Origin of the sequence: Mycobacterium gallinarum, from assembly GCF_010726765.1 — a bacterium.
In the GTDB taxonomy this organism is placed as follows: domain Bacteria; phylum Actinomycetota; class Actinomycetes; order Mycobacteriales; family Mycobacteriaceae; genus Mycobacterium; species Mycobacterium gallinarum.
In genome coordinates, this window is sequence record NZ_AP022601.1 from 2344786 (window position 1) to 2371267 (window position 26482).

General features: G+C 66.5%; 23 protein-coding genes and 2 pseudogenes. 8 read left to right on the plus strand and 17 right to left on the minus strand.

The window, feature by feature from the left end:
- The first annotated feature begins 33 nt into the window (after window positions 1–33).
- The 4 genes and pseudogenes from G6N42_RS11545 to G6N42_RS11560 all read left to right on the plus strand — a co-directional run bounded on the left by G6N42_RS11545 (window position 34) and on the right by G6N42_RS11560 (window position 2789).
- Window positions 34–573, plus strand: a complete 540-nt coding sequence (locus tag G6N42_RS11545) for a cysteine hydrolase family protein (protein WP_163729720.1) — start codon at window positions 34–36, stop codon at window positions 571–573.
- A 120-nt stretch (window positions 574–693) separates the two neighbouring features.
- Window positions 694–1152 (plus strand): annotated as a pseudogene (locus G6N42_RS11550) (Hsp20/alpha crystallin family protein); the annotation flags it as partial.
- A gap of 129 nt (window positions 1153–1281) precedes the next feature.
- The gene (locus G6N42_RS11555; protein ID WP_163729721.1) at window positions 1282–2118 is read left to right on the plus strand and encodes an NAD-dependent protein deacetylase; all 837 of its coding nucleotides are present in this window, start codon (window positions 1282–1284) and stop codon (window positions 2116–2118) included.
- A gap of 8 nt (window positions 2119–2126) precedes the next feature.
- On the plus strand, window positions 2127–2789 hold the full coding sequence (locus G6N42_RS11560; RefSeq protein WP_163729722.1) for a hypothetical protein: 663 nt from the start codon (window positions 2127–2129) through the stop codon (window positions 2787–2789).
- Window positions 2790–2843: 54 nt separating this feature from the next.
- On the opposite strand, the gene proB is transcribed toward G6N42_RS11560, so the two are convergent.
- From proB to G6N42_RS11620, 12 genes are all read right to left on the minus strand, one after another.
- Window positions 2844–3941 carry a glutamate 5-kinase gene (gene proB / locus G6N42_RS11565; RefSeq protein ID WP_163729723.1) on the minus strand — a complete coding sequence of 366 codons (1098 nt, stop codon included), beginning with the start codon at window positions 3939–3941 and terminating at the stop codon, window positions 2844–2846.
- Window positions 3938–5383 carry a GTPase ObgE gene (gene obgE / locus G6N42_RS11570; protein WP_163729724.1) on the minus strand — a complete coding sequence of 482 codons (1446 nt, stop codon included), beginning with the start codon at window positions 5381–5383 and terminating at the stop codon, window positions 3938–3940. The genes proB and obgE overlap by 4 nt, the downstream gene beginning before the upstream one ends.
- A 92-nt stretch (window positions 5384–5475) precedes the next feature.
- Window positions 5476–5742, minus strand: a complete 267-nt coding sequence (gene rpmA, locus G6N42_RS11575) for a 50S ribosomal protein L27 (RefSeq protein ID WP_163729725.1) — start codon at window positions 5740–5742, stop codon at window positions 5476–5478.
- 13 nt (window positions 5743–5755) lie between these two features.
- Entirely contained in the window at window positions 5756–6079 is a 324-nt protein-coding gene (gene rplU, locus G6N42_RS11580; protein ID WP_083125208.1) for a 50S ribosomal protein L21, read from the minus strand.
- A 188-nt stretch (window positions 6080–6267) separates the two neighbouring features.
- On the minus strand, window positions 6268–9105 hold the full coding sequence (rne, locus tag G6N42_RS11585) for a ribonuclease E (RefSeq protein WP_232076122.1): 2838 nt from the start codon (window positions 9103–9105) through the stop codon (window positions 6268–6270).
- Between the two features lie 311 nt (window positions 9106–9416).
- A complete protein-coding gene (gene ndk, locus G6N42_RS11590) occupies window positions 9417–9836 on the minus strand; it encodes a nucleoside-diphosphate kinase (RefSeq protein ID WP_163729726.1) in 420 nt (139 codons plus the stop codon).
- A complete protein-coding gene (locus G6N42_RS11595) occupies window positions 9829–10248 on the minus strand; it encodes a DUF4233 domain-containing protein (RefSeq protein ID WP_163729727.1) in 420 nt (139 codons plus the stop codon). Before G6N42_RS11595 ends, ndk begins: the two co-directional genes overlap by 8 nt.
- Window positions 10245–11657 carry a bifunctional tetrahydrofolate synthase/dihydrofolate synthase gene (gene folC / locus G6N42_RS11600; RefSeq protein WP_163729728.1) on the minus strand — a complete coding sequence of 471 codons (1413 nt, stop codon included), beginning with the start codon at window positions 11655–11657 and terminating at the stop codon, window positions 10245–10247. The genes G6N42_RS11595 and folC overlap by 4 nt, the downstream gene beginning before the upstream one ends.
- The gene (locus tag G6N42_RS11605) at window positions 11654–14305 is read right to left on the minus strand and encodes a valine--tRNA ligase (protein WP_163729729.1); all 2652 of its coding nucleotides are present in this window, start codon (window positions 14303–14305) and stop codon (window positions 11654–11656) included. The genes folC and G6N42_RS11605 overlap by 4 nt, the downstream gene beginning before the upstream one ends.
- A gap of 86 nt (window positions 14306–14391) precedes the next feature.
- Window positions 14392–15006 (minus strand): DUF937 domain-containing protein, encoded by a 615-nt coding sequence (locus G6N42_RS11610; RefSeq protein ID WP_163729730.1) that lies wholly within the window; start codon window positions 15004–15006, stop codon window positions 14392–14394.
- Window positions 15007–15088: 82 nt separating this feature from the next.
- Window positions 15089–16342, minus strand: coding sequence for a saccharopine dehydrogenase family protein (locus G6N42_RS11615; RefSeq protein ID WP_163729731.1), 1254 nt, complete (start codon window positions 16340–16342; stop codon window positions 15089–15091).
- Between the two features lie 10 nt (window positions 16343–16352).
- Entirely contained in the window at window positions 16353–18347 is a 1995-nt protein-coding gene (locus tag G6N42_RS11620) for a S9 family peptidase (protein WP_163737357.1), read from the minus strand.
- A 144-nt stretch (window positions 18348–18491) separates the two neighbouring features.
- On the opposite strand from G6N42_RS11620, the gene G6N42_RS11625 reads away from it, so the two are divergent.
- Genes G6N42_RS11625 through G6N42_RS11635 form a run of 3 tightly spaced genes read left to right on the plus strand, consistent with a single transcriptional unit; the run spans window position 18492 to window position 20606 of the window.
- On the plus strand, window positions 18492–18890 hold the full coding sequence (locus tag G6N42_RS11625) for a winged helix-turn-helix transcriptional regulator (protein ID WP_163729732.1): 399 nt from the start codon (window positions 18492–18494) through the stop codon (window positions 18888–18890).
- Entirely contained in the window at window positions 18887–19417 is a 531-nt protein-coding gene (locus G6N42_RS11630; RefSeq protein ID WP_163729733.1) for a PaaI family thioesterase, read from the plus strand. Before G6N42_RS11625 ends, G6N42_RS11630 begins: the two co-directional genes overlap by 4 nt.
- A gap of 22 nt (window positions 19418–19439) precedes the next feature.
- Window positions 19440–20606, plus strand: a complete 1167-nt coding sequence (locus G6N42_RS11635) for an FAD-dependent oxidoreductase (protein WP_163729734.1) — start codon at window positions 19440–19442, stop codon at window positions 20604–20606.
- Window positions 20607–20608: 2 nt separating this feature from the next.
- Here the strand turns inward: G6N42_RS11635 and G6N42_RS11640 are convergent, their stop codons facing one another.
- Window positions 20609–21088 (minus strand): transglycosylase family protein, encoded by a 480-nt coding sequence (locus G6N42_RS11640; RefSeq protein ID WP_163729735.1) that lies wholly within the window; start codon window positions 21086–21088, stop codon window positions 20609–20611.
- A gap of 218 nt (window positions 21089–21306) precedes the next feature.
- Window positions 21307–21540, minus strand: a pseudogene (locus tag G6N42_RS11645) (transglycosylase family protein); the annotation flags it as partial.
- Between the two features lie 810 nt (window positions 21541–22350).
- On the opposite strand from G6N42_RS11645, the gene G6N42_RS11650 reads away from it, so the two are divergent.
- Window positions 22351–22662 carry a hypothetical protein gene (locus G6N42_RS11650; RefSeq protein ID WP_163729737.1) on the plus strand — a complete coding sequence of 104 codons (312 nt, stop codon included), beginning with the start codon at window positions 22351–22353 and terminating at the stop codon, window positions 22660–22662.
- Window positions 22663–22675: 13 nt separating this feature from the next.
- Here the strand turns inward: G6N42_RS11650 and mobA are convergent, their stop codons facing one another.
- Genes mobA through G6N42_RS11665 form a run of 3 tightly spaced genes read right to left on the minus strand, consistent with a single transcriptional unit; the run spans window position 22676 to window position 26290 of the window.
- Window positions 22676–23266, minus strand: coding sequence for a molybdenum cofactor guanylyltransferase (mobA, locus tag G6N42_RS11655; protein ID WP_197905533.1), 591 nt, complete (start codon window positions 23264–23266; stop codon window positions 22676–22678).
- A gap of 10 nt (window positions 23267–23276) precedes the next feature.
- Window positions 23277–24347, minus strand: a complete 1071-nt coding sequence (locus tag G6N42_RS11660; RefSeq protein WP_163729739.1) for a 2-oxoacid:ferredoxin oxidoreductase subunit beta — start codon at window positions 24345–24347, stop codon at window positions 23277–23279.
- Window positions 24344–26290: a 2-oxoacid:acceptor oxidoreductase subunit alpha gene (locus G6N42_RS11665; protein ID WP_163729740.1), complete on the minus strand. Its 1947-nt coding sequence runs from the start codon at window positions 26288–26290 to the stop codon at window positions 24344–24346. Before G6N42_RS11665 ends, G6N42_RS11660 begins: the two co-directional genes overlap by 4 nt.
- Between the last annotated feature and the right edge of the window lie 192 nt (window positions 26291–26482).

Below are 26482 nucleotides of genomic sequence, written 5' to 3' on the forward strand. Positions count from 1 at the left end.
TGCCCGAAAACAGATCGGGGTATGCAACTCCCCATGAGTGACACTGCTCTGCTGGTCATCGACATGATGAACACCTATCAACACGAGGATGCCGACGCGCTGGTGCCCAACGTCGAGAACATCGTGGATCCGCTGGCGGGCCTCATTTCGCGCGCCCGTGACCGCGAGGACGTCGACCTGGTCTACGTCAACGACAACTACGGCGACTTCACGGCGGACTTCGACGACGTCGTGAAGGCCGCCCTGGACGGCGAACGTTCAGATCTGGTGACACCCGTCGCCCCCGACAAGGACAGCCTGCGAGTCACCAAGGTGCGCCACAGCGCGTTCTACGCCAGCTCGCTCGCGTATCTACTCCGCCGACTGGAGACCCAGCGTTTGATCATCACCGGGCAGGTGACCGAACAGTGCATTCTCTACAGCGCGCTCGACGCCTACGTGCGTCATTTCTCGTTCATCGTCCCCCCGGACTGCGTGGCCCATATCGATCCCGAACTCGGGGATGCCGCACTGACCATGATGAACAAGAACATGCACGCAGAGCTGGTACCGGCTGAGAAGTGCCTGCGCTGACCAATCCGCACCCTTGTGTTGGCCTGCAGTTCGCCCACCCGCACCACTGCGGCTTCGGCGATTTTTCCTGCGTCGCGCATCGTGAATCGTCGACCTTTCGCCCGCGTGCCACCTGGAGGAATCGTGAATAAGCTTGCCGTGCAACGTCAGTCACGCCCCGTGCTCCTCGAGCTGTCCGAACTCTTCAGGCCTTTCCCTGGTTTTTCAACGTTTTCCAGCCTGCCGTCGATCGCTGGCCTGCGCCCCTTTTTCGACAACAACCTGCTGCGCATCGAGGACGAGACCGCTGACGGCCGCTACCAGGTTCGCGTCGAACTTCCCGGAGTCGACCCGATCGAGGACATCGAGGTCACCGTCCGCGACGGCGCGCTGACCATCAAGGCCGAGCGCACACAGTCGGCCGACACCGACGGTCGTTCGGAGTTTTCGTACGGATCGTTCGCGCGCACTATCGCGCTGCCCGTCGGCGCCGACGAGGACGACATCCACGCCACCTACGACCGCGGCATCCTCACCGTCTCCGTCACCCTCTCGGACGACGCGCCGATCGAGAAGCACGTCGAGGTCATCGAGACGATTCTGGTCGACGAGGACGATGACGATTTTGACGACGACGACGATGACGACGAGCACGACGAGCATGCGCAGGCTGAGCTCCCGGCCGGCGAGAACCAGGAGCAGCCCGCCGGCTGAACTACCCTGGAAGGGGTGGACGCCCCCGAGCTCGTACGCCTGCTGAGAGGTCGTCGCGTCACAGTGCTCTCCGGAGCGGGAATGTCCACGGATTCCGGGATTCCCGACTACCGCGGGCCCGATTCGCCGCCGAGCAACCCGATGACCATTCGGCAGTTCACGTCCGACCGCGAGTTTCGGCAGCGCTACTGGGCGCGCAATCACATCGGCTGGCGCCACATGCACGAAACGATGCCCAATGCCGGGCACCGGTCGCTGGCCGCACTCGAACGTGCGGGCGTCGTGTCCGGGCTGATCACCCAGAATGTCGACCTCCTGCACACCAAGGCCGGCAGCAGCAACGTCGTCAACCTGCACGGCACGTACGCCGGCGTGATCTGCCTGGACTGCGGTTTCACGATGCCGCGCGCCGCGCTCGCCGAACTTCTGGAAGCGGCCAACCCGGGCTTCCTCGAGCGCGCGGAGGCGGTGGGCGGCATCGCGGTGGCCCCCGACGCAGACGCGGTCGTCAGCGACACCGCTACGTTCACGATCGTCGACTGTCTTCGCTGCGAAGGCATGCTCAAGCCCGACATCGTCTACTTCGGTGAGAGCGTGCCCAAAGAGCGAGTGGAACAAGCGTATTCACTCGTTGATGATGCGGATGCCCTGTTGATCGCGGGGTCGTCGCTGACGGTCTACTCGGGTTTCCGGTTCGTCCGCCATGCGGCATCGCGGGGCATCCCGGTTGCGATCATCAACCGGGGACGTACCCGCGGCGACGACCATGCGACAGTCAAGATCGACGCCGGCTGCTCGGAGATGCTCGCGCTGCTGGCCGATGAACTGCCCGCCGTCGCCAACTCCGCTTAGATGAACTTGTGTCCACAGACACCAAAGACGACGACGCCTCCTGGCTGCAGTCGCTGCTAGAGAGCCACCGCCCCGGTCCCGGACCCGTTTCCGGCCGATGGGCTCTGGGCGTCGGCGACATGATCGCGAATCACTCGCTGACACCGAGCAAGCTGCGCGGACTGGTCCGCAAGCTCAACTACTTCGGTGGCGTCGCGATCAGCGAAGACACCGTCGAGTTCGACGGCGACAAGGTCGAGTGGGCCGACGTCGAAGAGGTGCGCACCCGCAGCCTCATCGAGTACATGTTCACCGGCGGCCTGGACAGCCAGATCGACAGGCTGCCGGTGCCGTGGTTCCCGTTCCGCAGAAAAGTGATCGGCGCCATCTCACGCGCGGCGCTCACTCTGCTGCTGGCCGCCGCGAAACAGCAGCTCGAGGGCGGCGCGATGGAGATTCGCATACCCGCCGAGGTGCACTACCGCGGCATGTTGCGGTCGCGCGAGCTTGCGCCGGGCATGCTCGCCGCGTTGATACTGGCCGACCCCGCGGTGCGTGCGTGCTTCGAGGCGACGGCACAGGCGAACGGTGTGACCGTGGTGGCCGCGGAGGACGACGTCATGCAGGACGCCGATGAGCGGGCCGACCAGATCAAGTCGGTGCTTTCCAAGCTCCACGCCCGCCTCCATTAGCGATTTGTGCACGTTATTGAGCGCTCACCGCTCCCCAACGTGCACAAATCGCAGTTAAACGGCGACCAGGTCATCGGCGTGGACCGCGGGACGGCGCATCTCGGCGGGCAGATCCGACGTTGACCGGCCCAGCATCGTGGCCAACTCCGCGTGGTCATAGGCCACCACGCCGCGCGCCACCATCGTCGCATCGTGTGAACGCAACTCGACGACATCGCCGCCGAAGAAGCGGCCTGACACCGCGGTGATACCCGCCGGCAGCAGCGACCGTCGCTGCCTGACGACGGCTCGCACCGCGCCATCGTCGAGCGTGAGCGCCCCGGAAGCCTCGGCGGCGTAGCGGACCCAGAACCTGCGCGCCGACATGCGTTCGGGTCGCGGAGCGAACACCGTGCCGACCGATGCGTCGACCAGCGCGGTGGCGGCATCGCTCGCGGCGGCCAACAACACCGGAACTCCGGCATCGGCGGCCAGGAGCGCCGACGACAGCTTCGACGCCATCCCGCCGGTACCCAGATGACTACTGCGTCCGGCGACAACCCCTTCGAGGTCGTCAGGGCCGGACACCTCGGAGATGAAGCGCGCGTTACCCTTTCGCGGGTCGGAGTCGTACAGGCCGTCGATATCGGACAGCAGCACCAACGCGTCGGCCCCGACGAGGTGGGCGACCAGCGCGGAGAGCCGGTCGTTGTCACCGAACCGGATCTCGTTGGTGGCGACGGTGTCGTTCTCGTTGACGATCGCGACGGCATGCAGCGCGCGCAAACGGTCCAGCGTGCGCTGGGCGTTGGTGTGCTGCACCCGCATCGAGATGTCGTGCGCGGTCAACAGCACCTGCCCGACGGTGCGGTTGTAACGGGCGAACGCCGTGTTCCACGCGTTGACCAGCGCCACCTGCCCGACGCTGGCGGCCGCCTGTTTGGTGGCCAGGTCGGCGGGCCGTCGGGACAGCTTGAGCGGTTCGATGCCGGCGGCGATCGCACCCGACGACACGATCACCACGTCCGAACCGGCCTCCATGCGGGCCTCGATCGCGTCGGCCAGCGTCGCCAGCCGGGCCACGTCGAAGACCCCGGATGGCGTGGTCAGCGCGGTCGTGCCGATCTTGACGACGACGCTTCGTGCGGTCCGGATGCTTTCCCGGTGAGTCACGCATCACCGCCGGGTTTGCGTCGCTCGCGGCGGGCGGCCTTCCGCTCAGGGGCGCGGGGCCGATCCGTCTGCTCCAGTCGCACGTCGGTTCCGCGACCGGACAACGGCAGGTCAACACCGGCGGGCGTCTGCGGCTCCCAGTCGAATGTCATGTCGCCGATGGTGACCGCGCAGCCAGGCTTGGCGCCCAGGCGCAACAGTTCGTCCTCCACGCCGAGCCGTGCCAGCCGGTCGCCGAGGTAGCCGACGGCCTCGTCGTTGGTGAAATCCGTTTGGGCGATCCACCGTTCGGGCCGCGCACCGCGTACGACGAAACCGCCGTCCCCGTCGGACGCCACAGTGAAGCCGCTCTCGTTCACCGGGACCGGCCGGATCACCGGCCTGCGGGGCACGGCGGCAGGCTGCGCCTTGCGATATTCCGACACCATGTCCCACAGCGCAAACGTCAACGGCCGCAATCCTTCTCGGGATACCGTCGACACCTCGAACACCGGCCAGCCGAACCTGCGGATGACTTCCTCGCGGACGAAGTCGGCGAGCTCGCGTGCTTCCGGCACGTCGATCTTGTTCAGCACCACCGCGCGCGGCCGGGATGCCAGGTCGCCCAGGGTCGTATCACCCTGCAGCGTCGGGGTGTACGCGGCCAGCTCGGCTTCCAGTGCCTCGATGTCGGATACCGGATCACGGCCGGGTTCCAGCGTTGCGCAGTCGACGACGTGCACCAAGACCGCGCACCGCTCGATATGGCGCAGGAATTCCAGTCCGAGACCACGTCCCTCCGATGCCCCGGGAATCAGGCCGGGAACGTCGGCGACGGTGAAGGTGTTCTCCCCTGCCGACACCACGCCCAGGTTGGGCGTCAGCGTGGTGAACGGGTAGTCGGCGATTTTGGGTTTGGCCGCCGAGATTGTCGAGACGAGCGACGACTTACCAGCTGACGGAAATCCGACCAGCCCTACGTCCGCAACCGTCTTCAACTCCAGGGTGAGGTCGCGGACCTGACCCTTCTCCCCGAGCAGCGCAAATCCCGGCGCTTTGCGCGCGCGAGACGCCAATGCGGCGTTGCCCAGCCCGCCGCGCCCGCCTGCCGCGGCGTCGAAGCGGGTGCCCGCGCCGACCAGGTCGGCGAGCAGCCTGCCCTTCTCGTCGAGCACGACCGTGCCGTCGGGCACCTTGACCTCGAGGTCGGCGCCTGCGGCCCCGTCGCGGTTGCCGCCCATGCCCTGCTTGCCGGACGGCGCATCGACATGAGGGTGGAAGTGGAAGTCGAGCAGGGTGTGCACCTGCGGGTCGACGACCAGCACGACGCTGCCGCCGCGCCCGCCGTTTCCGCCGTCGGGTCCGCCCAGTGGTTTGAACTTCTCGCGGTGAACCGACGCGCAGCCGTTACCGCCGTTGCCCGCCTTCGCGTGAATCACGACACGGTCGACGAACCGGGGCATCGGTGTTCCTTTCCATGTCGAAATCTACGTTTTGCAGAGAAAGTGCGAGTACCCAGCTGCAAAACGTCGATTGCGACATCAAGGAGCGAGTACTAGGCCTCCGAAGCGACCGGTCGCACGACGCTGACCGTCTTGCGACCACGCTTGGTGCCGAAAGTGACCGCACCGGGAGCCGTGGCGAACAGCGTGTCGTCCCCGCCGCGCCCGACGTTCACGCCGGGGTGGAAATGAGTACCGCGCTGGCGGACGATGATCTCGCCAGCCTTGACGATCTGGCCGCCGAACCGCTTGACGCCGAGCCGCTGGGCGGCTGAGTCGCGACCGTTACGTGAGCTGGAAGCGCCCTTCTTGTGTGCCATGTGTCGCCTCCTACTACTTGATTCCGGTGACCTTGAGGACCGTCAGCTGCTGACGGTGACCCTGCCGCTTGTGATAGCCGGTCTTGTTCTTGAACTTGTGGATGCGGATCTTGGGACCCTTGGTGTGCTCGAGCACCTCGCCGGTGACGGCGACCTTCTCCAGCGCCTTGACGTCGGTGGTGACCTTCGCACCGTCGACCACCAGGGCCACCGGCAGCGACACGCTCGCGCCGGCCTCGGCCTCGATCTTCTCGACCTTCACCACGTCGCCAACCGCGACCTTGTACTGCTTGCCGCCGGTCTTGACGATCGCGTACGTGGCCTTATCGCCTGCCATCAGGTCCTTCTTCTTCTCGTCTCCGGGCGCGCGCTACTGGTGGCTGCGCATGTCTGGGTTGCTGGGTCTTTCTAGTTCTTTCCGAGCCGCCGGCCTCCGGGCCTGGCGACAACTGCCCAAGATTACTTGAGTCGCGCGGCGAGGGTCAAATCACCGCAGGTCACGCCACCCCAGGTCAGCGCGTGCGGTCAGTCCTCGTTGATCGGCGGTCCCGCAGGCCTGGCCGCCGCGCGGCGACGGTGCCGACCGGCCGGAACGACGACCTGAGCCGGTTCGGGCTCCTCGAAGTCCTCGTCGTCCTCGTCGTCGGAGTCCTCGTCGTCCTCGAAGTCCTCGTCGTCGTCGGAGTCCTCGTCGTCGTCGTCGTCAGAGTCCTCGTCGTCGGAGTCCTCGTCGTCGTCCTCGTCGGAGTCAGCGCCGATAACCTCGATGTCGTCGTCGTCCTCGTCGTCCTCGTCGTCATCCAGGTCGATGTCGTCCTCATCGGACTCGTCATCCGAATCCTCGTCGGTGTCGTCGAAGTCCTCTTCCGAGTCCTCCTCCGGGGCCTCGGCGACGGCTTCGCGAATGGTCTCCGAATCGACTTCGGCGACTTCCTCGGGAGCGGCCTCCGAGTCCACCTCGTCCTCGTCGTCCTCATGACGACCGTTGGCCGCGGCCATCGCCTTGAACATCGGATGCTCGCCGGCGGGATGCGGTGGCACCTTGGCGACGGGAACATCCTCGGCCTTGGCGCCACGCTTACCGCGCTTGCCCCGACGCCCGCCCGTCTCGGCCTTGCGCCCACCACCGTTGGACGTCGAGTCGACGGGGTCGCCGTGCAACAGGATTCCCCTGCCGCCACATTCCGAGCAGGTCGTCGAGAAAGCCTCGATCAGCCCGGTGCCCAACTTCTTTCGCGTCAGCTGCACCAAACCGAGCGACGTCACCTCGGACACCTGATGCCGGGTGCGGTCGCGTGCCAGCGCTTCGGTCAGCCGCCGCAGCACGAGGTCGCGGTTGGACTCCAGCACCATGTCGATGAAGTCGATGACCACGATGCCGCCGATATCGCGCAGCCTCAGCTGGCGGACGATCTCCTCGGCGGCCTCGAGGTTGTTGCGGGTGACGGTCTGCTCCAGGTTTCCACCCGAGCCGGTGAACTTTCCGGTGTTCACGTCGACCACCGTCATGGCCTCGGTGCGGTCGATGACCAACGTTCCACCGGACGGCAACCACACCTTGCGGTCCATGGCCTTCGCCAGCTGCTCGTCGATGCGGTGCACGGCGAACACGTCAGGGCCGTCGGGGGCGGCGGTCTCGTACTTGTTCATCCGCGGAACGAGCTCGGGCGCTACCGAATTCACGTACTCGTTGATGGTGTTCCAGGCCTCGTCGCCGGAGACGATGAGACCGGTGAAGTCCTCGTTGAACAGGTCGCGGATCACCTTCACCAGCACGTCGGGTTCTTCGTAGAGCGCGACGGCAGCGCCGGCCGCCTTCTTCTTGGTCTCGACGGCCTTGGATTCGATCTGCGTCCAGCGTTCCTGCAACCGGTTGACGTCGGTGCGGATGTCTTCTTCCTTGACGCCCTCCGACGCGGTGCGGATGATCACGCCCGCCTCGGCCGGCACGACCTCGCGCAGGATCTCCTTGAGCCGCTGCCGCTCGGTGTCGGGCAGCTTGCGGCTGATCCCGGTCGACGACGCACCCGGCACGTAGACCAGATACCGGCCGGCCAGCGAGACCTGCGTGGTCAAGCGAGCTCCCTTGTGCCCGACCGGGTCCTTGCTGACCTGCACGACGACGTAGTCGCCGGGCTTGAGCGCTTGTTCGATCTTGCGGGCGGCGCCGCCGAGACCGGCTGCCTCCCAGTTCACTTCGCCCGCGTAGAGCACGCCGTTGCGACCGCGGCCGATGTCGACGAATGCGGCCTCCATCGAGGGCAGCACGTTCTGCACGATGCCCAGATAGATGTTGCCGACCAGCGACGCCGACGCCGCCGACGTCACGAAATGTTCGACGACGACGCCGTCTTCGAGTACGGCGATCTGCGTGTAGCGCGCGCCCTCGTGTGGTGGTTCGGTGCGGACCTTGTCGCGCACGACCATCATCCGCTCGACGGCTTCGCGCCGGGCGAGGAACTCCGCCTCGCTCAGGATCGGCGGCCGGCGGCGTCCGGCGTCGCGTCCGTCCCGACGGCGCTGCCGCTTGGCCTCCAACCGGGTCGACCCGTTGATGCCCTGGATCTCGCCGTCGCCGGACTTGCCCGACTTGTCGCCGCGGCCGGACTTACGCGGCTCGCGCTCGTGGACGACGGTGTTCGGCGGGTCGTCCGACGATCCGCCCTCGCTGTCGTCCCCGGAGCCGGACTTGCGGCGCCGGCGCCGGCGACGGCGACGTGTGCCGCCTTCACCGCCCGCGCTGTCGTCATCGCCGCTGTCGTCGTCGGAGTCATCGGAATCGTCGGAGTCGTCTGAATCGTCGCCGGAGTCCTGGCTGCGACCGTCGGACTCGCCCTCGTCGGAGTCTTCGCCATTTTGTTCGCCACGACCCCGCCCACGTCCGCGACGCCCGCGACGCCTGCGCCGAGCCGACGGCTTGTCGGGCTGCTCGTCGTCGGAATCCGGACCGGAGTCGTCGTCGGTCTCGTCGTCGTCATCGTCATCATCGTCCGAGTCGTATTCGACCCGTATCGGCTGAGGCGCCATGAACAGCGGCTGGTAGTGCGCACGCTCGGGCACTTCCTGGGTGGTGTCGAGCATCAGCCGGGATTCGGGCTCGTCGGCGTCCTCACCGTCGGTGTCGTCACCGTCAGTGTCGTCACCGTCGGTGTCCTCACCGTCGGCGTCCTCACCGTCGCGATCATCAGCCTCGGCCGCTGGCTCCTCGGCCTCGACGTCCTCCGCGACCGCCTCCGCACCGACCCCAGCGTCGGGCTCTTCGGGCTGCTCAGCGGGCGGCGGGACGGTCAGCGTCTCTGGCTGAACATCCTCCGCGTGCTGCGATTCTTCTGATGGGGCTTCGGTATGGGCATCGTCGGCCACGTATTCTCCTTTAGCCCCCGGGCGCGTCCTGTTTGACGCGGCCACGCGAGGGCTTCCGCTATTGACCCGGGTTCACTTCGCCCGAGCTTGTTATGGTCTCGCTCCGATCAATCCCCAGGTTGGGGACCGTCAGTGCCGGTCTGAATGATGGCTGGACGGTCTGCGCCGCACCGCGCGTGGCGATGGTCGCGCACGTCAAAGTCTTCATTCGGGCATCCACCCGCTGGTTAATCGGCCGGTTACCCGCGCCCAGTATCCCACATCACGCCGCCGCGCCCGACCAAGCTGGCCGAGCTGGTTATTTGCGGGCCCTATGCGCCGGCGAACCACAGGCCGATCTCGCGCGCGGCCGACTCCGGCGAATCCGAGCCGTGCACCAGGTTGTCCTGGGTGATCAGCGCGAAATCGCCGCGGATTGTGCCCGGCGCGGCCTTCTCGACAGGGTCGGTTCCGCCCGCGATCTGACGAAACGCCGCGATGGCCCGCGGGCCTTCGACGATGGCCGCGACGACGGGCCCGGAGGTGATGAACTCCAGCAGCGACCCGAAGAACGGCTTGCCCTCATGCTCGGCGTAGTGCCGGCGGGCACGCTCGTCGCTGACGTTCTGCAGCTGCATAGCCGCGATGGTCAGCCCCTTGCGTTCGATTCGGCTGAGAATCTCGCCGATCAGCTGTCGCTTGACGCCGTCGGGCTTGATCAATACGAGGGTGCGCTCGGTCGGCTCAGTCACGCGGGCCAGCGTAGCTGGACTGGTCCGGGGGGCCTTGCTGGCCGGGCAGCAGTCCCCGCTTCTGCCTGCGCAACACCTCGACGCGCAGGTAGGCGATCAGCAGCCACACGCCGAGGAACACCAGGCCGATGAAGCCGATGGCGCCGTGCACGAAAACTCCTGCGATCACCACCAGCTGCAATGCCAGGTTGGCCCAGATGGCCCACGCCCGCCCCTGAATTCCGGCGAACAGCACCAGCACCGCGGCGAGCCCGACCAGATACCCGCCGCTGACGGCCGTCAGCCCGCCGCCGATACGCGCCACGACGGGCAGCGCGAGCAGTACGACGATCGCCTCCAGGATCAGCGTGCCTGCCATCACGCCGCGAAAGCTCTTCCAGGGGTCGGGCTGGCCCTGCGGTTGCTCGGTCATTCGGGGTCCCTGCCGAACAGCGTCCGCGCCGCGCCTGCCGTGACGACCGAACCGGTGATCACCATGCCCACCCCTCCGAAGCCGCCGAGGCCCTCGCCTTCATTTCCGGCCTCCTCGACAAGTGCCGTGGCGGTCTCGATCGCGTCGGGCAACGCCGGTGCGACGATCACCCGTTCCGGGCCGAACCGCTCCTCGGCGCGGATCGCCAGCGCCTCGACCTCCAGCGCGCGCGGCGAACCGTTGTGGGTCACCACGATCTGGTCGAGCACGGGTTCGAGCGCGGTGAGGATCCCGTCGACGTCCTTGTCGGCCATCACCGCGACGACGCCGACCAGGAACCGGAAGTCGAATTCTTCCTGCAGCGCCTGCGCCAGTGCAACGGCACCCGCGGGATTGTGTGCGGCGTCGATGAAAACCGTTGGCGCACTGCGCAGCCGCTCGAGCCGACCGGGGCTGGTTACGGATGCGAAACCGGCGCGCACCGTGTCGATGTCGAGCTGTCGCTGCGCGCCCGCGCCGAAGAATGCCTCGACGGCGGCGAGCGCCACCGCCGCGTTGTGCGCTTGATGCTCACCGTGGAGCGGCAGGAACACCTCGCTGTACACCCCGCCGAGGCCCTGCAGTTCGAGCAGCTGTCCCCCAACGGCGACCTGCCGGCCGAGCACGGCGAATTCCGAATCCTCGCGCGCCACGGCGGCGTCGGCCCGTACCGTCTGGGCCAGCAGCACTTCCATCGCTTCGGGCAGTTGACGCGCGATCACCGCGACGGTATCGATGGGAACGAGATCGTCCTCCTGCTTCTTGATGACCCCCGCCTTCTCCCCGGCGATCTCGGCGATGGTGTCGCCCAGATAGTCGGCGTGGTCGACCCCGATCGGGGTGATGACGGCGACGGGCGCGTCGATGATGTTGGTGGCGTCCCACCGCCCGCCGAGACCGACCTCGACAACGGCCACATCGACCGGCGCGTCGGCGAAGGCGGCGAAGGCCATCCCGGTCACGACCTCGAACTTGCTCATCGCAGGACCGCCCCCAGCTTCGGACTGCTGGTCGACGAGGTGCACGAACGGTTCGATCTCGCCATAGGTCTCGACGTATTTCGCCGGGCTGATCGGTTTCCCGTCGATCGAGATGCGCTCGACCGCGGACTGCAGATGCGGGCTGGTGGTGCGGCCGGTGCGACGGCTGAAGGCGGTCAACAGCGCATCCACCATCCGAGCCACCGACGTCTTACCGTTCGTTCCGGCAATGTGGATCGACGGGTAGCTCCGCTGCGGTGAGCCGAGCAACTCCATCAGCGCCGAGATGCGGGTGGTGCTGGGCTCGAGTTTCGTTTCCGGCCAACGCTGATCGAGCAGATGCTCGACCTGGAGCAGCGACGCGATCTCGTCCGGGGTGGGACCGGTCATTTCATGCCGGCTAGGCGGGCCGTGATCCGGTCGACCTCTTCTCGGGCCACCTGCTGGCGGTTACGGATCTTGTCGACCACGTCGGCCGGGGCCTTGGCGAGGAACGCATCGTTGCCGAGCTTGCCTTCGGTGCCCGCGAGTTCCTTCTGCGCGGCGGCCAGATCTTTTTCGAGCCTGCGCCGTTCGGCCGCGACGTCGACGGTGCCGGAGGTGTCCAGTTCGAGCACGATGGTGGCCTGCGACAGCCTCACCTCGACCGCGGCCGACGGATCGAAGCCGTCTTTGGCCTCGGTCAGCCAGGCCAGCGCGGTGACGGCGGGCAGTTGGGCCTCGAGGCCCGCCTTCTCGACATCGGAGAGCCGCGCGGGCACCCGCTGACGGTCGTTGAGGCCCTGATCGCTGCGGAATCGGCGGATCTCGGTGATCAGCTTCTGCATGTCGGTGATTCGCTGTGTCGCAACCTGATCCACCGCGAAACCTGACGGCTGTGGCCAGTCGGCGATGACCAGCGACTCGCCACCGGTCAGCGTCTTCCACAACACTTCCGTGACGAACGGCATGACCGGGTGCAGCAGCTTCAGCAGCGCATCGAGCACCGATGCCAGCACGGCCGTGGTGTGCTGAATACCGTCGGCGAGCTGCACCTTCGCCAATTCGACGTACCAGTCGCAGAACTCGTCCCAGGCGAAATGGTAAAGCGACTCGCACGCGCGGCTGAACTCGTAGCTGTCCAACGCATCATCTACGTCGGCGCGAACTTCTTCCAGCCGCCCGAGTATCCACCGGTCGGCGTCGGTCAGCTGGCTTGTGTCGGGCAGCGGAGCGGGTGCGGCGCCGTTCATCAACGCGAATCGGGTCGCGTTGAACAGCTTGGTGGCGAAGTTGCGCGACGCGCGGGCGTGGTCCTCGCCAATCGACAGGTCGCCGCCGGGGCTCGCACCGCGGGCAAGGGTGAACCGCAGCGCGTCGGCGCCGAACTTGTCGACCCAGTCGAGCGGGTCGATGCCGTTGCCGCGCGACTTGCTCATCTTGCGGCCGAACTCGTCGCGGATCAGCCCGTGCAGGAACACGTTCTCGAACGGCACCTGCGGCCCGCGCGTCCCCCCACTGGTGATGGCCGGGTCGTCGGCGACGAAGGTGCCGAACATCATCATCCGGGCCACCCAGAAGAACAGGATGTCGTACCCGGTGACCAGAACCGTTGTGGGGTAGAACTTCTCGAGTTCCTTCGTGTGCTCGGGCCAGCCCATCGTGGAGAACGGCCAGAGCGCCGAGCTGAACCAGGTGTCCAGCACGTCGGGGTCCTGCTCCCAGCCCGCAGGCGGGGTCTCGTCCGGGCCGACGCACACCATGTCGCCGTCGGGGCCGTGCCAGATCGGGATGCGATGGCCCCACCACAGCTGGCGTGAGATGCACCAGTCGTGCATGTTGTCCACCCAGGCGAACCAGCGCGGCTCCAGGCTCGGCGGGTGGATCACGGTGCGGTGGTCACGCACGGCATCCCCGGCCGCGGCCGCCAGCGATTCGACCTTGACCCACCACTGCAGCGACAGCCGCGGTTCGATGGGTTCGCCGCTGCGCTCGGAATGCCCGACGCTGTGCAGGTACGGCCTCTTCTCGGCGACGACGCGGCCCTGTTCGGCCAGCGCCTCACGGACCTTGACACGTGCATCGAAACGGTCGAGACCGTCGAATTCGGTTCCGGTGTCGGCGATCCGGCCTTTGGTGTCCAACATCGTCGGCATCGGCAACTGGTGGCGTAGGCCGATCTCGAAGTCGTTGGGGTCGTGCGCCGGGGTCACTTTGACTGCGCCCGTGCCGAACTCGGGGTCGACGTGTTCGTCGGCGACGATGATCATCTCGCGGTCGACGAACGGGTGCGGCAGGGTCTTGCCGACCAGATCGCGATAGCGCTCGTCCTCGGGGTGCACCGCGATCGCGGTGTCGCCCAGCATCGTCTCCACACGGGTGGTGGCCACCACGATGTGCGGCTCGTCGTCGTTCAACGAGCCGTAGCGGAACGACACCAGCTCACCCTCGACGTCTTCGTACTTGACCTCGAGGTCGGAGACGGCGGTCTCGAGCACCGGCGACCAGTTCACCAACCGCTCGGCGCGGTAGATCAGCCCCGCGTCGAACAGCCGCTTGAAGATGGTGCGCACCGCGCGGGACAGGCCGTCGTCCATGGTGAACCGGTCGCGACTCCAGTCGACGCCGTCGCCGAGGCGCCGCATCTGGCCGGCGATCGTGCCGCCGGAGTCGTGTTTCCAGTCCCAGACCTTGTCGATGAACAGCTCGCGGCCGAAGTCCTCTTTGGTCTTGCCGTCGACGGCGAGCTGCTTTTCGACGACGCTCTGGGTCGCGATGCCCGCATGGTCCATGCCGGGCAGCCACAGCACCTCGTAGCCCTGCATGCGCTTGCGGCGCGTCAACGCGTCCATCAGCGTGTGGTCGAGCGCGTGGCCCATGTGCAGGCTGCCCGTCACATTCGGCGGCGGAAGAACGATCGAGTACGGCGGCTTCTCGCTTGCGGCGTCGGCCTTGAAGTAGCCGGCGTTGACCCAGCCCTCGTACAGATCGCTCTCGACCGCGCCGGGATCCCAGGATTTGGGCAGGGCGTCGAGGCCGGGGTGGGAGCTGTCGGTCACCGCGCCATTCTATGAACTCCAGCGTGGTGGCCGTTCAGGCGGATTGCCGGGCACACGTCAGCCCGGGCGTCATTCTTGCCGATGGCCTACTTCTTGCCGCCGAGCAATCCGCCCAGAATCTCGCCCATCGGGTTGCTCTGACCGCCGCTGCCGCCCAGCACGCTGCCCAGGATGCTGCCCAGCGGGTTGTTGCCGCCACCGCCACCACCAGCGCCGCCGAGGATGCTGCCGAGGATGTCGCCGAGTCCTCCCCCGCCGCCCGCGGGCGCCTGCTGGGCCTCGGCCGGCGCCGAACCCTTGGTGAGTTGCTTGCCGATGTAGGCCAGCACGATGGGTGCCAGGATCGGCAGAAGTTGCTTGATCAGGTCACCGCCACCGGCACCCTTACCGGCGAGCGCGGACGCGACCGCCCCGCTGTCGTTGCCGCCGAAAATCTTCGCGACGTATTGGTCGCCCTGCTTTTCGTCGACCTGGTCGACGCTGACGCCGCCATCGAGCAGGCCGCTCGCGCCCTGCCGGGCCACCTCGGATTCGAGGTCGCTCGAGTCGATCTGATCGGCCTGCACGTTCTCGGCCAGACCGCCGACCAGCGCGGGCACCAGGGTGCGGATCGCGTTGTTCACTTCGCCTTCATCGGCACCGATTTTGGTGGCGATGTCCCGTACGGGGATTTGCGCGTAGAGATCATCAAGACCAGCCATGACTGCCCACCTTCGTCGCTGGGATATTGGAAGCGACGCTAGTCGAAATGCCATTGGTACACAGACGTTCTGCGCGGGCAGATCAATTCAGTCGCGTTGTCTCCAGCGACACTCCGGCCGCAGGGAATCGGGCCAGCAACGCATCGCCCATCGCCGCTGCGGGCGTCAGGACACCTCGCAAGTCGGATAGTCGGTCACGGTCGAAGGCCAGCGCAAGACCGCATTCGCCGAGCAGCACCGAGGTGGCCTTGTACCCAGGGTCGCCCTGCTGCGACATCGTCGCTCGATAGCGTGCACCCGTTGTCGTCGTCGTGTACGTCTCAACGGTGTAGTGGCCGCGTTCGCGTGTGCGTTCACTGGGTCCTGTGCCCGGCTTCGGGACGATGCGCTCGATGAGCTTGCCCGGCAGCCGGTTGAAGTAGCGGCTCCCCAGCGCCATGATCACATTGTTCGCCCCTGCGCTCACTGCGGCCGTCACTGGTGCGACAAGGGAGCGGCCCATACTCATCTGCTCGGCGTACTCGAACCGTCGACCGTAGGCGTAATTCAGTAATGCATTGCTGCGGCGGACAATTCGCGTGTTCGCTGCGGCCATCACGAACGGCCCGACCCAATAGCCGTCGAGCTCGGGAGCGATGTCACCGCCACGACGCCAGCGCAGGTCCGGTTGGCCGCCGAGTTCGGGTTCCGCGGCTCGATCGGGCGTCAAGGTGTAGGGGTCGTTCATCACACGCCTGGCCTCGGGGTCGGTCGACGCCGCGCGCATCAGTTCCAGCATCGAGGCGACCGTGCCACCTGACACTCCTCCGGCGAAAGTTCGCACTACGAGGTTGGTGTCGGCGAGCTGACCCGATTTGTCCTGTTCTGCGCGGCGGTGCAGTGCGAATACGGTGAGATCCGAAGGGATGGAGTCGAATCCGCACGAGTGGACGATACGTGCACCGGTGTCGATGGCCTGTTTGTGATACAGGTCAATGCATTCACGGATGAAGAGGCCCTCCCCGGTCAAGTCGGCGTAATCGGTGCCCGCGGCAGCGCACGCGGCCACCAACGGCAACCCGTACTTCAGGTAGGGCCCGACGGTCGTCACCACCGTCTGCGTCCTGGCTGCCATCGCGTTCAGAGATGACGGCTGTGAAGCGTCGGCCGCGATCAGCTCCCAGGATTGCGCCGCCTCCCCCAACGTCTCCCGCACGGCGAGCAACTTGTCCTGGGACCGGCCCGCCAGTGCGATGCGCGCGTCACCCCCCGCCTGGGCCAGATACTCGGCAGTCAGCTTGCCGACGAAGCCGGTGGCGCCGTACAGGACGATGTCGAATTCGCGATCGGTACCCATGGTCGCGACGCTACCCGAGCGTCTCCGGCAGCTCGATGTCCTCACCGAGCACGTGACGGCTGAGGAAAGCCGTCACCACCTGATACCAGACCTTGGCGTGCGCGGGGGTGAGCACCCAGTGGTTCTCCGACGGGAAATACAGGAATTGGTGCGGGCTGGTGCCGTCGTCGGCGGCGGGCAGACGCGATTCGGTGAGCAGTTGATACCAGAGGCGCAGTGCTTCGCCGATGGGTACGCGATAGTCCTTGTCGCCGTGGATGACCAGCATCGGGGTGGCGATCTGGCCGACATGGAGGTGTGGCGAATTCGCCGCCGCCATCTCGGGCGTCATCTCCCGCACCCAGTAGTACGACGCGTCGGTGGTGGTCCCGAACTGATCGAGCGCCCACAGGCTCGCATGCGTGACGATCGCATCAAACCGATCGGTATGTCCGGCAACCCAATTGGCCATATAGCCGCCGAAAGATCCGCCCATCGCCGCGGTCCGGTCGGCATCGACACGCGGATGCTCACAAGCCGCGTCCGTAGCCGCCATCAGATCCTCGTACGGCGCGCTTCCCCACGCGCCCCACCCTCGCTGGATGAAGTCCTGTCCGTATCCCGTCGACAACCCGGGGTCAGGGAGCAAGACCGCATAGCCCCGCGCGGTCAACAACCAGGGGTTCCATCGCCACGACCAGACATTCCAGCTGCCGAGCGGGCCGCCATGAATCCACACCAGCAGCGGCGCCGGCCTGGCGCCCTCCGGCAACGCGAGCCACGAACGGACCCTGGTGCCGTCGGCCGCCGTCGCCTCGACCTCGGTCAACGTGCCGGGAAGCGGCGGCACGTCGACACAGGGCAACTCGGTGACCGACCCGTCGGGATCGATGCGCACCGGGTGGGGCGGCGCCGCATAGGAACTGCGCAACGCGTAGATCACCCCGTCGGGGGCGGTGTTGACGTCGCTGTAGGCGTAGTCGTCGTGCGTCAGTTGCGTGACGGCGCCGTCGGCCGGATCGATCGCGAAGACCGGACCTCGGCCGTCCTGGTCAGCCGTGACGATCAGCGCTGCGCCGTCGTGCGACCAATTCACCGACGTCGCCCAGCGATCCCAGTCCGGCGCGATATCGATCGGATCATCACCGAATCTCAAGTGATGCAGCGTGATCCGTGGTGCAATCTCGGGCGTCGAATACGATTCGCGGACGTATACGACCGACGCTCCGTCCGGCGCGATCACCGGGCTCCACAGGTCACCGTCGGGGTCGTCGGCGATCACGGTCCGGTCACCGCTGTCGGTATCGATTCGCACCAGAACGGCATGTTTGGCAGCACCCGCGGCCGGCTGCTGCCAGCTGGTGACGACGAACCGGCCGTCGGGACTGACATCGAAGTCCGTGTCCCACAACGCGCTTCCCGGCGCTTCGGTCAGGTCCTTCGGGGTGTCGTCATCGAGATCGATGCCGAACAGGTGCGGCACTCCCGGTCCGAGGTCCTTGTCCCAGTGGCGAATCGGGTAACCGGTGTGCAGGATGGCCGTGACCTTGGTGTCCTTGCGCAGCTCCCGAAGACGTCGATCGTCGTCGACACTGCGGGCCGAGGGCATCGCCGGCGCGCGCACCACGGCGAGGTTCGCTTCGGCGGCGGTGCGCACGGTCTCGATCCCGCCGGGCAATGCGAGCGCCTCGAAAGCCTCACCGCCCGCCGTAGGTAGACGCCACAGCGCCGCGGGCGGCTTGTCGTCGCCCTCGGTCGGCCGGGAAGCCACGAACAGCACGTCGCCGTCGGCGGTGAACACCGGCGACGACTCACCCTTGGCCCCGCGGGTCAGCCGTCGCGCAGGCTGCCCGCCGGCGGGGTCGAGCTCCCATACGGCGCTGACGTACTCGGTGCGCTTCTCGTTGAGCTCGGCGACGGTGGTCACGACCCGGGTGCCGTCCGCCGACACCGCCAGCCCCGAGACGCGAGGCAACGCGACGTAGGCGTCGAGGTCGTCGAACGGCGTCGGCTGCGTCATGCCCATGTTGGTAGCACACGCCGAGACCCACCGAGCCTGCTGCCAGATCGGGTTTTTCTGCAGATTGGCGATCTGCCCGCAGTCTCGGCACCGGGGCAGGTCCAGAGCCGTCAGTTTGATTTTCAAACTGACTCGTGGCAGGCTCGAAGCATGACCTCGCCGAGTGCCCTGCCCCTGGCAGAACTTCCCGGCCGGCCGTGTCCGATCGCGGCGGCGCTGGAGCTCGTCGGAGAACGTTGGGCGCTGCTCGTCATCCGGGAGATCGCGCTGGGCGCCACCCACTTCACCGACATCGTGCGTGGCACCGGCGCACCGCGCGACCGCATCGCGGCCCGACTGAAGGCGCTGGAGAACGCGGATGTCGTCACCCGCTCGCAGTACCAAGGCGCTCCCCCGCGCTACGAGTACCGCCTCACCGCGTCCGGCCAGGCGTTGATTCCCGTTCTCGACGCACTCCTGGAGTGGGGCAAGGCGCACGCCGTCTCCCTCGACGACCCCGACCGCCAGCGCCACTACCCCTCGATGACGACGTGGAAGGACAAGCGATGACCGCAGACCTGGCCGATACCGACGCCAGCACAGACTGGGGCCCGCAACGCTCGAAGACCATCACGTGGCACGAGCCGGGCCCGAGCACCGCCAAGGGACTGACGATGGCCGGCCTGGACTACCTGCAGGCGATGGCCGAGGGCCGTCTACCGCAACCGCCGATCAGCGGTCTGATGGAGTTCGCCATAGCCGACGCCGAAGAAGGTCGAGTCGTATTCACTTGCCGGCCAGACGAATCCGCGTACAACCCGATCGGCGCGATTCACGGCGGGCTGATCTGCACGCTGTTGGACTCGGTGACAGGCTGCGCCGTCCACAGCACCCTTCCCGCGGGCAAGGGCTACACCTCGATCGAGATCAAGGTGAACTACCTCAAGGCGGTACGCCTGAGCAGCGGCGCCCTCACCGCCGTGGGCACAGTGGTGAAGACCGGATCGCGGGTCGGCTTCTCCGAAGGCGTTGTGACCGACGAATCCGGAGCGATTGTCGCCACCGCGACCAGCACGCTCCTCATCTTCGATCTCTAGGCGCACGCGATACGTTCGACGGATGCCGAAGCGGATCCTGGTGATCGGCGCGGGCATCGCCGGACTGGCGACCGCCAACGCGCTCCAACAACACGGCCACGACGTCTCGGTCATCGACGAGCGCACCGACACGTCGTCCGGCGCGGGCATCAGCATCTGGCCCAACGCACTGGCCGCCCTCGACGAAATCGGCCTAGGCGACGCGGTCCGCGGCGCGGGCGGCCGGATCACCGGTGGGGCGATGCGCTGGCGTGACGGGACCTGGCTGCGCCACCCGTCGCCGCAGCGACTCGTCGAGGCGCTCGGCGAACCGCTGGTGGTGATCCACCGGAATGTCCTGACATCGGTGCTGGCCGGCCGGCTTGCCGAGGGCACCCTGCGATACGGGCTCGCGGCCCGCTCCCTGGTGGCCACCGCCGACGGTGTACAGGTGAGGCTGTCGGACTCGACGACGATTCAGGTCGATGCGGTCGTCGGCGCGGACGGTACGCACTCGATGGTGGCTCGCCATCTGAACGGCCCATTGGCTAACCGCTATGTCGGCTACACGGCGTGGCGGGGGGTGGCCGAGTGCACGATCGACGCCGACTTCGCAGGCGAGGTCCTCGGCCCCGCCGTCGAGTTCGGCCACGTGCCCCTCGGCGGGGAAAGGACCTATTGGTTCGCCACCGAACGCACGTCGGAGGGGCGCAGCGCGCCGCAGGGCGAGCTCGACTACCTCAAGGACAAATTCGGTGCGTGGGCAGAGCCCATTCCCGCAGTGCTGGCCGCCACGGATCCCGACCGCGTGTTGCGCAACGACCTGTACGACCGCGACCCGGCGCGGCAGTGGGCCCGGGGAACGATCGTGGCGGTCGGTGACGCGGCTCATCCGATGCGGCCGCATCTGGGTCAGGGCGGCTGCCAGGGGCTCGAGGACGCGGCAATCCTGGCTTCCTTCGTCCACAGGAGCACCGATCTGAGTGCCGCGTTCAGCCGGTTCGCCGCGTTCCGCCGCCCGAGGGTGCGCTCGCTGGTGCGGGAGTCCAAGATGATCGGCCGGATTGTGAACTTGCCGCCGTTGCTCAGCGCTGCGATCACCCGGGCGAGCGTGCTGGGCCCCGAAGCGCTGGTCACGCGGCACCTGGCCACGGTCGCGGCTCGCTCGGCTTTCGCGCTTCCTACCGACCGCGACGTCCAGCCGGCCTGAGATCAGCCGCCAAGCAGCGTGGCGCACATCTGGCGCGGATTGAGGAAGCCGAGGAACGCGCTCGACGGCATCGAGGCGCAGCCGCCCGCGGCCGCGGGCACAGCCGGCATCGATGGCGCTGAGCCCGGGGTCCTCCAGATGGCAGGCGACGCACCGCGGGGACCGCACTTCGGCCACGCCTTGAGGCCCTGGGTGCGCAGGACGTTCTCGGCCACCCGGATCTGCTCGGCGCGAGAGGCCGTCGCGGGGTTACCCCTGCCGCCGTTGGAGTTCCACGTCGCCTGCTTGAACTGCAAGCCGCCGTAGTGGCCGTTGCCGGAGTTGATGGACCAGTTGCCACCCGACTCACATTCGGCGATGGCGTCCCAGTTGACCGAATCCGCACTCGCGGTGGCGGTGGACATGGTCATCGGCACGAGGGCGAGCGCGCCGGAGATCGCGGCGGTCAGCATGCCCTTGGCGACAATCTTCGAAAACTTCATTTCTGCGGTCCTTCCCCGACCGTTTGGAACTCAAGGCCCGCGTGAAGCCCTGTGCGTGCTTCGATGCGGCTATCCGGTGTTTCGGGTGAGGAAGGTCACCTGTTACGTAAGCGTCAAAAGTTTTAATCGTTACTTAATTGGCGTAAGAGGCCTCTGAGAAAGAAGAGGCGGTGTCCAGGCATTTCGCCTGAACACCGCCTCTGCAAAGGTCCTACTGATTAACCGCGTCCGCCGCAGCTCGGCCATGCGCCGATGCCCTGCGACTGCAGAACGTTCTCCGCGACGCGGATCTGCTCTTCACGGCTAGCGTTGTGCGGCGAGCCGCTGCCGCCGTTGGACTTCCAGGTGCCCATGCTGAACTGCAGGCCGCCGTAGTAGCCGTTACCCGTATTAATCGCCCAGTTGCCGCCGGACTCACAAGCCGCGACCGCATCCCAGTTGACGCTGTCCGCATTGGCGGTGCCTGCCAGCGCCATCGGCGTCACGGCGAGCGCGCCGGCGAAGGTCGCCAGACCAATCGTCTTGCGGATGTTCTTCAACTTCGATCCTTTCGACGTGCGCGCGCCAACCAGGCCCGTGCGAGGACGCACAGGGCACATGCCTGATCACAGGCCGGGGTTTTGGGCCGCACCGTCTCGGGTAGGTGCAGCAGTGGGAAGCGAAAAGCGCCTCACCGGACGATCACGTCCGGCGGCCGTCGGGTGCGTAATGACCGCTCGGCCCCACTCACACGCAGGTTCGTGGTTTTTGAAATTATTTGCTCCCTGAGAAGCCGATTAGGACCGTACAAACCGATTCGGCGAAAGTCATTTCGGTCAAGATCGTGCAGCGGCCAGATCACGGACTGATCACGCCGGTCAGAGTCGAACGTCTGCGCAGGTCATCCGCAAGTTCTCCGAAGCTGAGGTTTTCACAGCTTCGGCATATTGCCGTGAGCCATCTCACTGGTATTTTGTGACCCAGCCCACCATTCCCGACGCGTGAAACCCCAGGTTTCGTTGCGAAACATCTGGCGTGAGTGCAGAAGTCGCCGGTAGGCGCCAGTGTCGGTCGATCGGTTCGCTGGTATCACCGATGACGCCAGAGCGCAGCGGATGAGCGCCAATGCCCGGTGCCCCTTGATATTTGATACACAGTGTCGTCCCGCAGGCTGCATCCACCAATCGATGGGCGAGCCGGGATTCAAAACATTCGATAGGCCAAAACTACTGTGCTACAGCACATTACGTGCGCTTCGAATCCGACCCAGCCTACGATGTGTTATGGACACGCTCATCTTTGCCCGGCCGCGGGCGGAACGGACAAAGGACGTCACGGGTAAGCGACGTCCCATTTCACCCCCGGCGCTGCCCGAGAACGAAATTCGACCCGATCCGCGATCGAATTGGCGCCTGCCGCCGGCCGACGAATTCGAACGTTCCTGTTGGACAGAACATCTGAGCTACCGCCCAGAGATACTCGACAGTCATTGGCGACTCGGCGTCAAGGTCGACGCGGTCTATATCACGGAGAAATATCGAGCCAATTCGGTGCACCGAATTGAATTCGATAAGCGAAGAATTGAATGGACGTGAATTTGCGAATTTGCTAAGCGATTCGCGAGGACGCCGTGGCCCGCAGCTCGGCGACCGTGTTGACGTTGGTCAGCGAGGCCTGCTCGGGCATGACAACCCGCTGCGTGTCGACACTCTCGACCAGGGCGCGCATGCTGCGCTCCCCCGCGTCGACGAGTTCGGACACCCGCTCATGCAGGCTCGTGCGGTAGATCCCGGCGAGATAGTGGGTGCGACCGTCCCACGGCAGCACCACGTCGGCCCCGAGTCGGACAGCCGGACCTTCGAGTTCGTCGATCAGATCGGCCGACAGCAGGGGCATGTCGACGGCGCAGACGAAGGCGAGCTCACGTCCGGCTTCCGCAGCGGCACGCAACCCGCGCCCTGTTGCCAGCAGTGGCCCGACGCCCCGGATGTCGTCCCGCAGGATGTGCGCGTCCAGGGTCGGCAGCGCCTGACCCGGGGCGGCGACGACGAACACGGGCGCGCATCTCGGGCTGACGGCTGACACCATCCGCTCGACGAGCGTTTGGCCGTCGAACATGACGGTGGCCTTGTCGCGGCCCATTCGACGGGATGCCCCGCCGGCCAGGATGACCGCTGCAAGCGGTACGGGGGACGTCACGTCAGTGAGATTAGTCGACGGTCCAGGTGTCTTTGCCCCGGAGCAGCGACTGCAACGCGGCCGTGTCGTGCGGCTTGGCATTGCGCGCCGCGGCGACCTGCTGGCGGGCAGCGTCGTCGTAGGTCGGCTTGCTGACCTTCCGGAAGATCCCCATCACCATGTGGTCGAGGTTCTGCTCGGACAGCCGCGACAGCGCGAACGCATATGCCGGGTCCTCCAGCTGCGCGTCGTGGACGACGATCTCGTCGGCCGACACATCGGCGGTCTTGGCGACCTCGAGCCCGTAGCCCGATTTGACGACGCAGTATTCGCCGTCGCCGCCGAAGGTGATCGGCTCGCCGTGGGTCAGGTTGATGAGCCGCTCCTCGGCGCCTTCCTTGCGCAGCGCGTCGAACGAGCCGTCGTTGAAGATCGGGCAGTCCTGCATGATCTCGACGAGCGCGGCGCCGCGGTGCTCAGCAGCGCCACGAAGCACCTCGGACAGGCCCTTGCGGTCGGAGTCCAAGGCGCGGCCAACGAATGTCGCCTCGGCACCGAGCGCCAACGACACCGGATTGAATGGGTAGTCCAGCGAACCCATCGGGGTCGACTTGGTGACCTTGCCCGTCTCTGACGTCGGCGAGTACTGCCCCTTGGTCAGCCCGTAGATCCGGTTGTTGAACAGCAGGATCGTCAGATTGACGTTGCGACGTAGCGCGTGGATCAGATGGTTGCCGCCGATCGACAGCGCGTCGCCGTCACCGGTGACGACCCACACCGACAGGTCTTGGCGGGCCAGCGCCAGCCCCGTCGCGATCGTCGGCGCACGGCCGTGGATCGAGTGGAACCCGTAGGTCTGCAGGTAATACGGGAATCGGCTCGAGCAGCCGATACCGCTGACGAACGCAATGTTCTCGCGACGCAGCCCGAGTTCGGGCAGGAAGTTGCGGATGGTGTTGAGGATGACGTAGTCGCCGCAACCGGGGCACCAGCGGACTTCCTGGTCACTGGTGAAGTCCTTCGACTTCTGCGGCTCGTCGGTCGTCGGGACCAGGCCGGTTCCGGCCGTCAGTCCGAGATCTGCACCAATCAGGTCGGTCATGCGATTGCTCCCACGCCAGTTTCGGTTTCGATGGTGGCCGCAGCGAGCCGCGCGAACTTGGCCTTGTCAATTTCCTTGTCGCCCAGCGTTCCGTCGAGCGCGGCATCGATGATGCCCTCCACCTCGTCGGCGAGGAACGCCATGCCCTCCACCTTGGTCACGGACTGAACGTCGACCAGATACTTGCCGCGCAGCAGCAGCGCCAGCTGGCCGAGGTTCATCTCCGGCAACACCACGTTGGGGTAGCGCCGCAGCACCTCGCCCAAGTTGGCGGGGAAGGGGCTCAGGTTGCGCAGGTGCGCCTGGGCCACCTTGATGCCCTTACGGCGCGCGCGACGGCATGCTTCGCCGATGGGGCCGTAGCTGCTCCCCCAACCGAGCATCAACAGCTCCGCGTCGCCGGTGGGGTCGTCGACCTCGAGGTCCGGCACGGTGATGCCGTCGACTTTGGCTTGGCGCAGCCGCACCATCAGGTCGTGGTTCTTCGGCTCGTAGGAGATGTTGCCCGAGCCGTTGGCCGCCTCCAGCCCGCCGATGCGGTGCTCGAGGCCTGGAGTGCCCGGCACCGCGAACTGGCGGGCCAGCGTCTCGGGGTCACGCGCGTACGGCTGGAAGGGCTCACCCGTCTTGGCGAAGGTGTGCTCGATCTTCTCGTAGGTGCTGACGTCCGGAATCTGCCACGGCTCAGAGCCGTTCGCGATCGCGCCGTCGGACAGGATGACCACGGGGGTGTGGTAGTTGATGGCGATGCGGACGGCCTCGACGGCGACGTCGAAGCAGTCCGACGGGGACCTCGGCGCCACCACCGCGACCGGCGATTCGCCGTTGCGCCCGAAGAGCACCTGCAGCAGATCGGCCTGTTCGGTCTTGGTCGGCAGACCCGTCGAGGGGCCGCCGCGTTGCACGTCGATGACGATCAGCGGCAGCTCGGTCATCACCGCGAGCCCCATGGCCTCGGATTTCAGTGAGATGCCGGGTCCGGAGGTGCTGGTGACGCCCAGTGCGCCGCCGTACGACGCGCCGATCGCCGCACCGATGCCCGCGATCTCGTCCTCGGCCTGGAAGGTCAGCACGTTGAAGTTCTTGTGCTTGGACAGCTCGTGCAGGATGTCCGAGGCCGGGGTGATCGGGTACGTGCCGAGCACCACCTGCAGATCACTCAGCTGGCCCGCCGTCACGATGCCGTAGGCCAGCGCGGTGTTACCCGAAATCTGGCGGTACTCACCGCTCTTGAGCTTGGCGGGCGCGACCTCGTAGACGCTGCCCGCGAAGGCCTCGGTCGTCTCGCCGTAGTTCCAGCCGGCCTTCAGCGCCAGCACGTTCGCCTCGGCGATATCGGGCTTGCGGGCGAACTTCTCGCGGATGAACGCTTCGCTGTGTTCGAGCTCGCGGCCGTACATCCACGACAGCAGGCCGAGGGCGAACATGTTCTTGGCGCGCTGGCCGTCCTTCTTCGACGCGCCGATCTCTTCGACCGCACCCAGCGTCAGCGTGGTCATCGGCACGGCCTGCACGACGTAGTCGGACAGGTCGTCGTTCTCCAGCGGGTTGCCCTCGTAGCCGACCTTCGCCAGATTGCGCTTGGTGAATTCGTCCGAGTTGGCGATGATCAGCCCACCGCGGGGCAGGTCGGAAACGTTGGCCATCAGCGCGGCGGGATTCATCGCGACGAGCACGTCGGGGCGGTCACCCGCGGTCAGGATGTCGTAGTCGGCGATCTGGATCTGGAAGGACGACACCCCGGGCAGCGTGCCCTGTGGTGCGCGGATCTCGGCGGGGTAATTCGGTTGCGTCGCAAGGTCATTGCCGAAGAGCGCGGCCTCGGAGGTGAAGCGGTCACCAGTGAGCTGCATGCCGTCACCGGAGTCGCCCGCGAAACGAATGACGACCTTTTCGAGCTTCTGTCTGGTGCCCGGGTTGGCCCCGTTGCCGTTGGCCCCCACTGCGACCGCCTTCCGTCTGAGTCAAGCCGTTCCGGCGAACAGTCCTCGGAGTCGCGGTCGAAGCGACGCGCCGTCGTTGGACGTCCACAGAAATTTGATGTCACTGGCAGTACCGATTATGGCACTTCTCTTAGGTGGCCCTTCACACGACTCGCGGGGTACGCACTGGTAACTACCAAACGAACGCCCTGA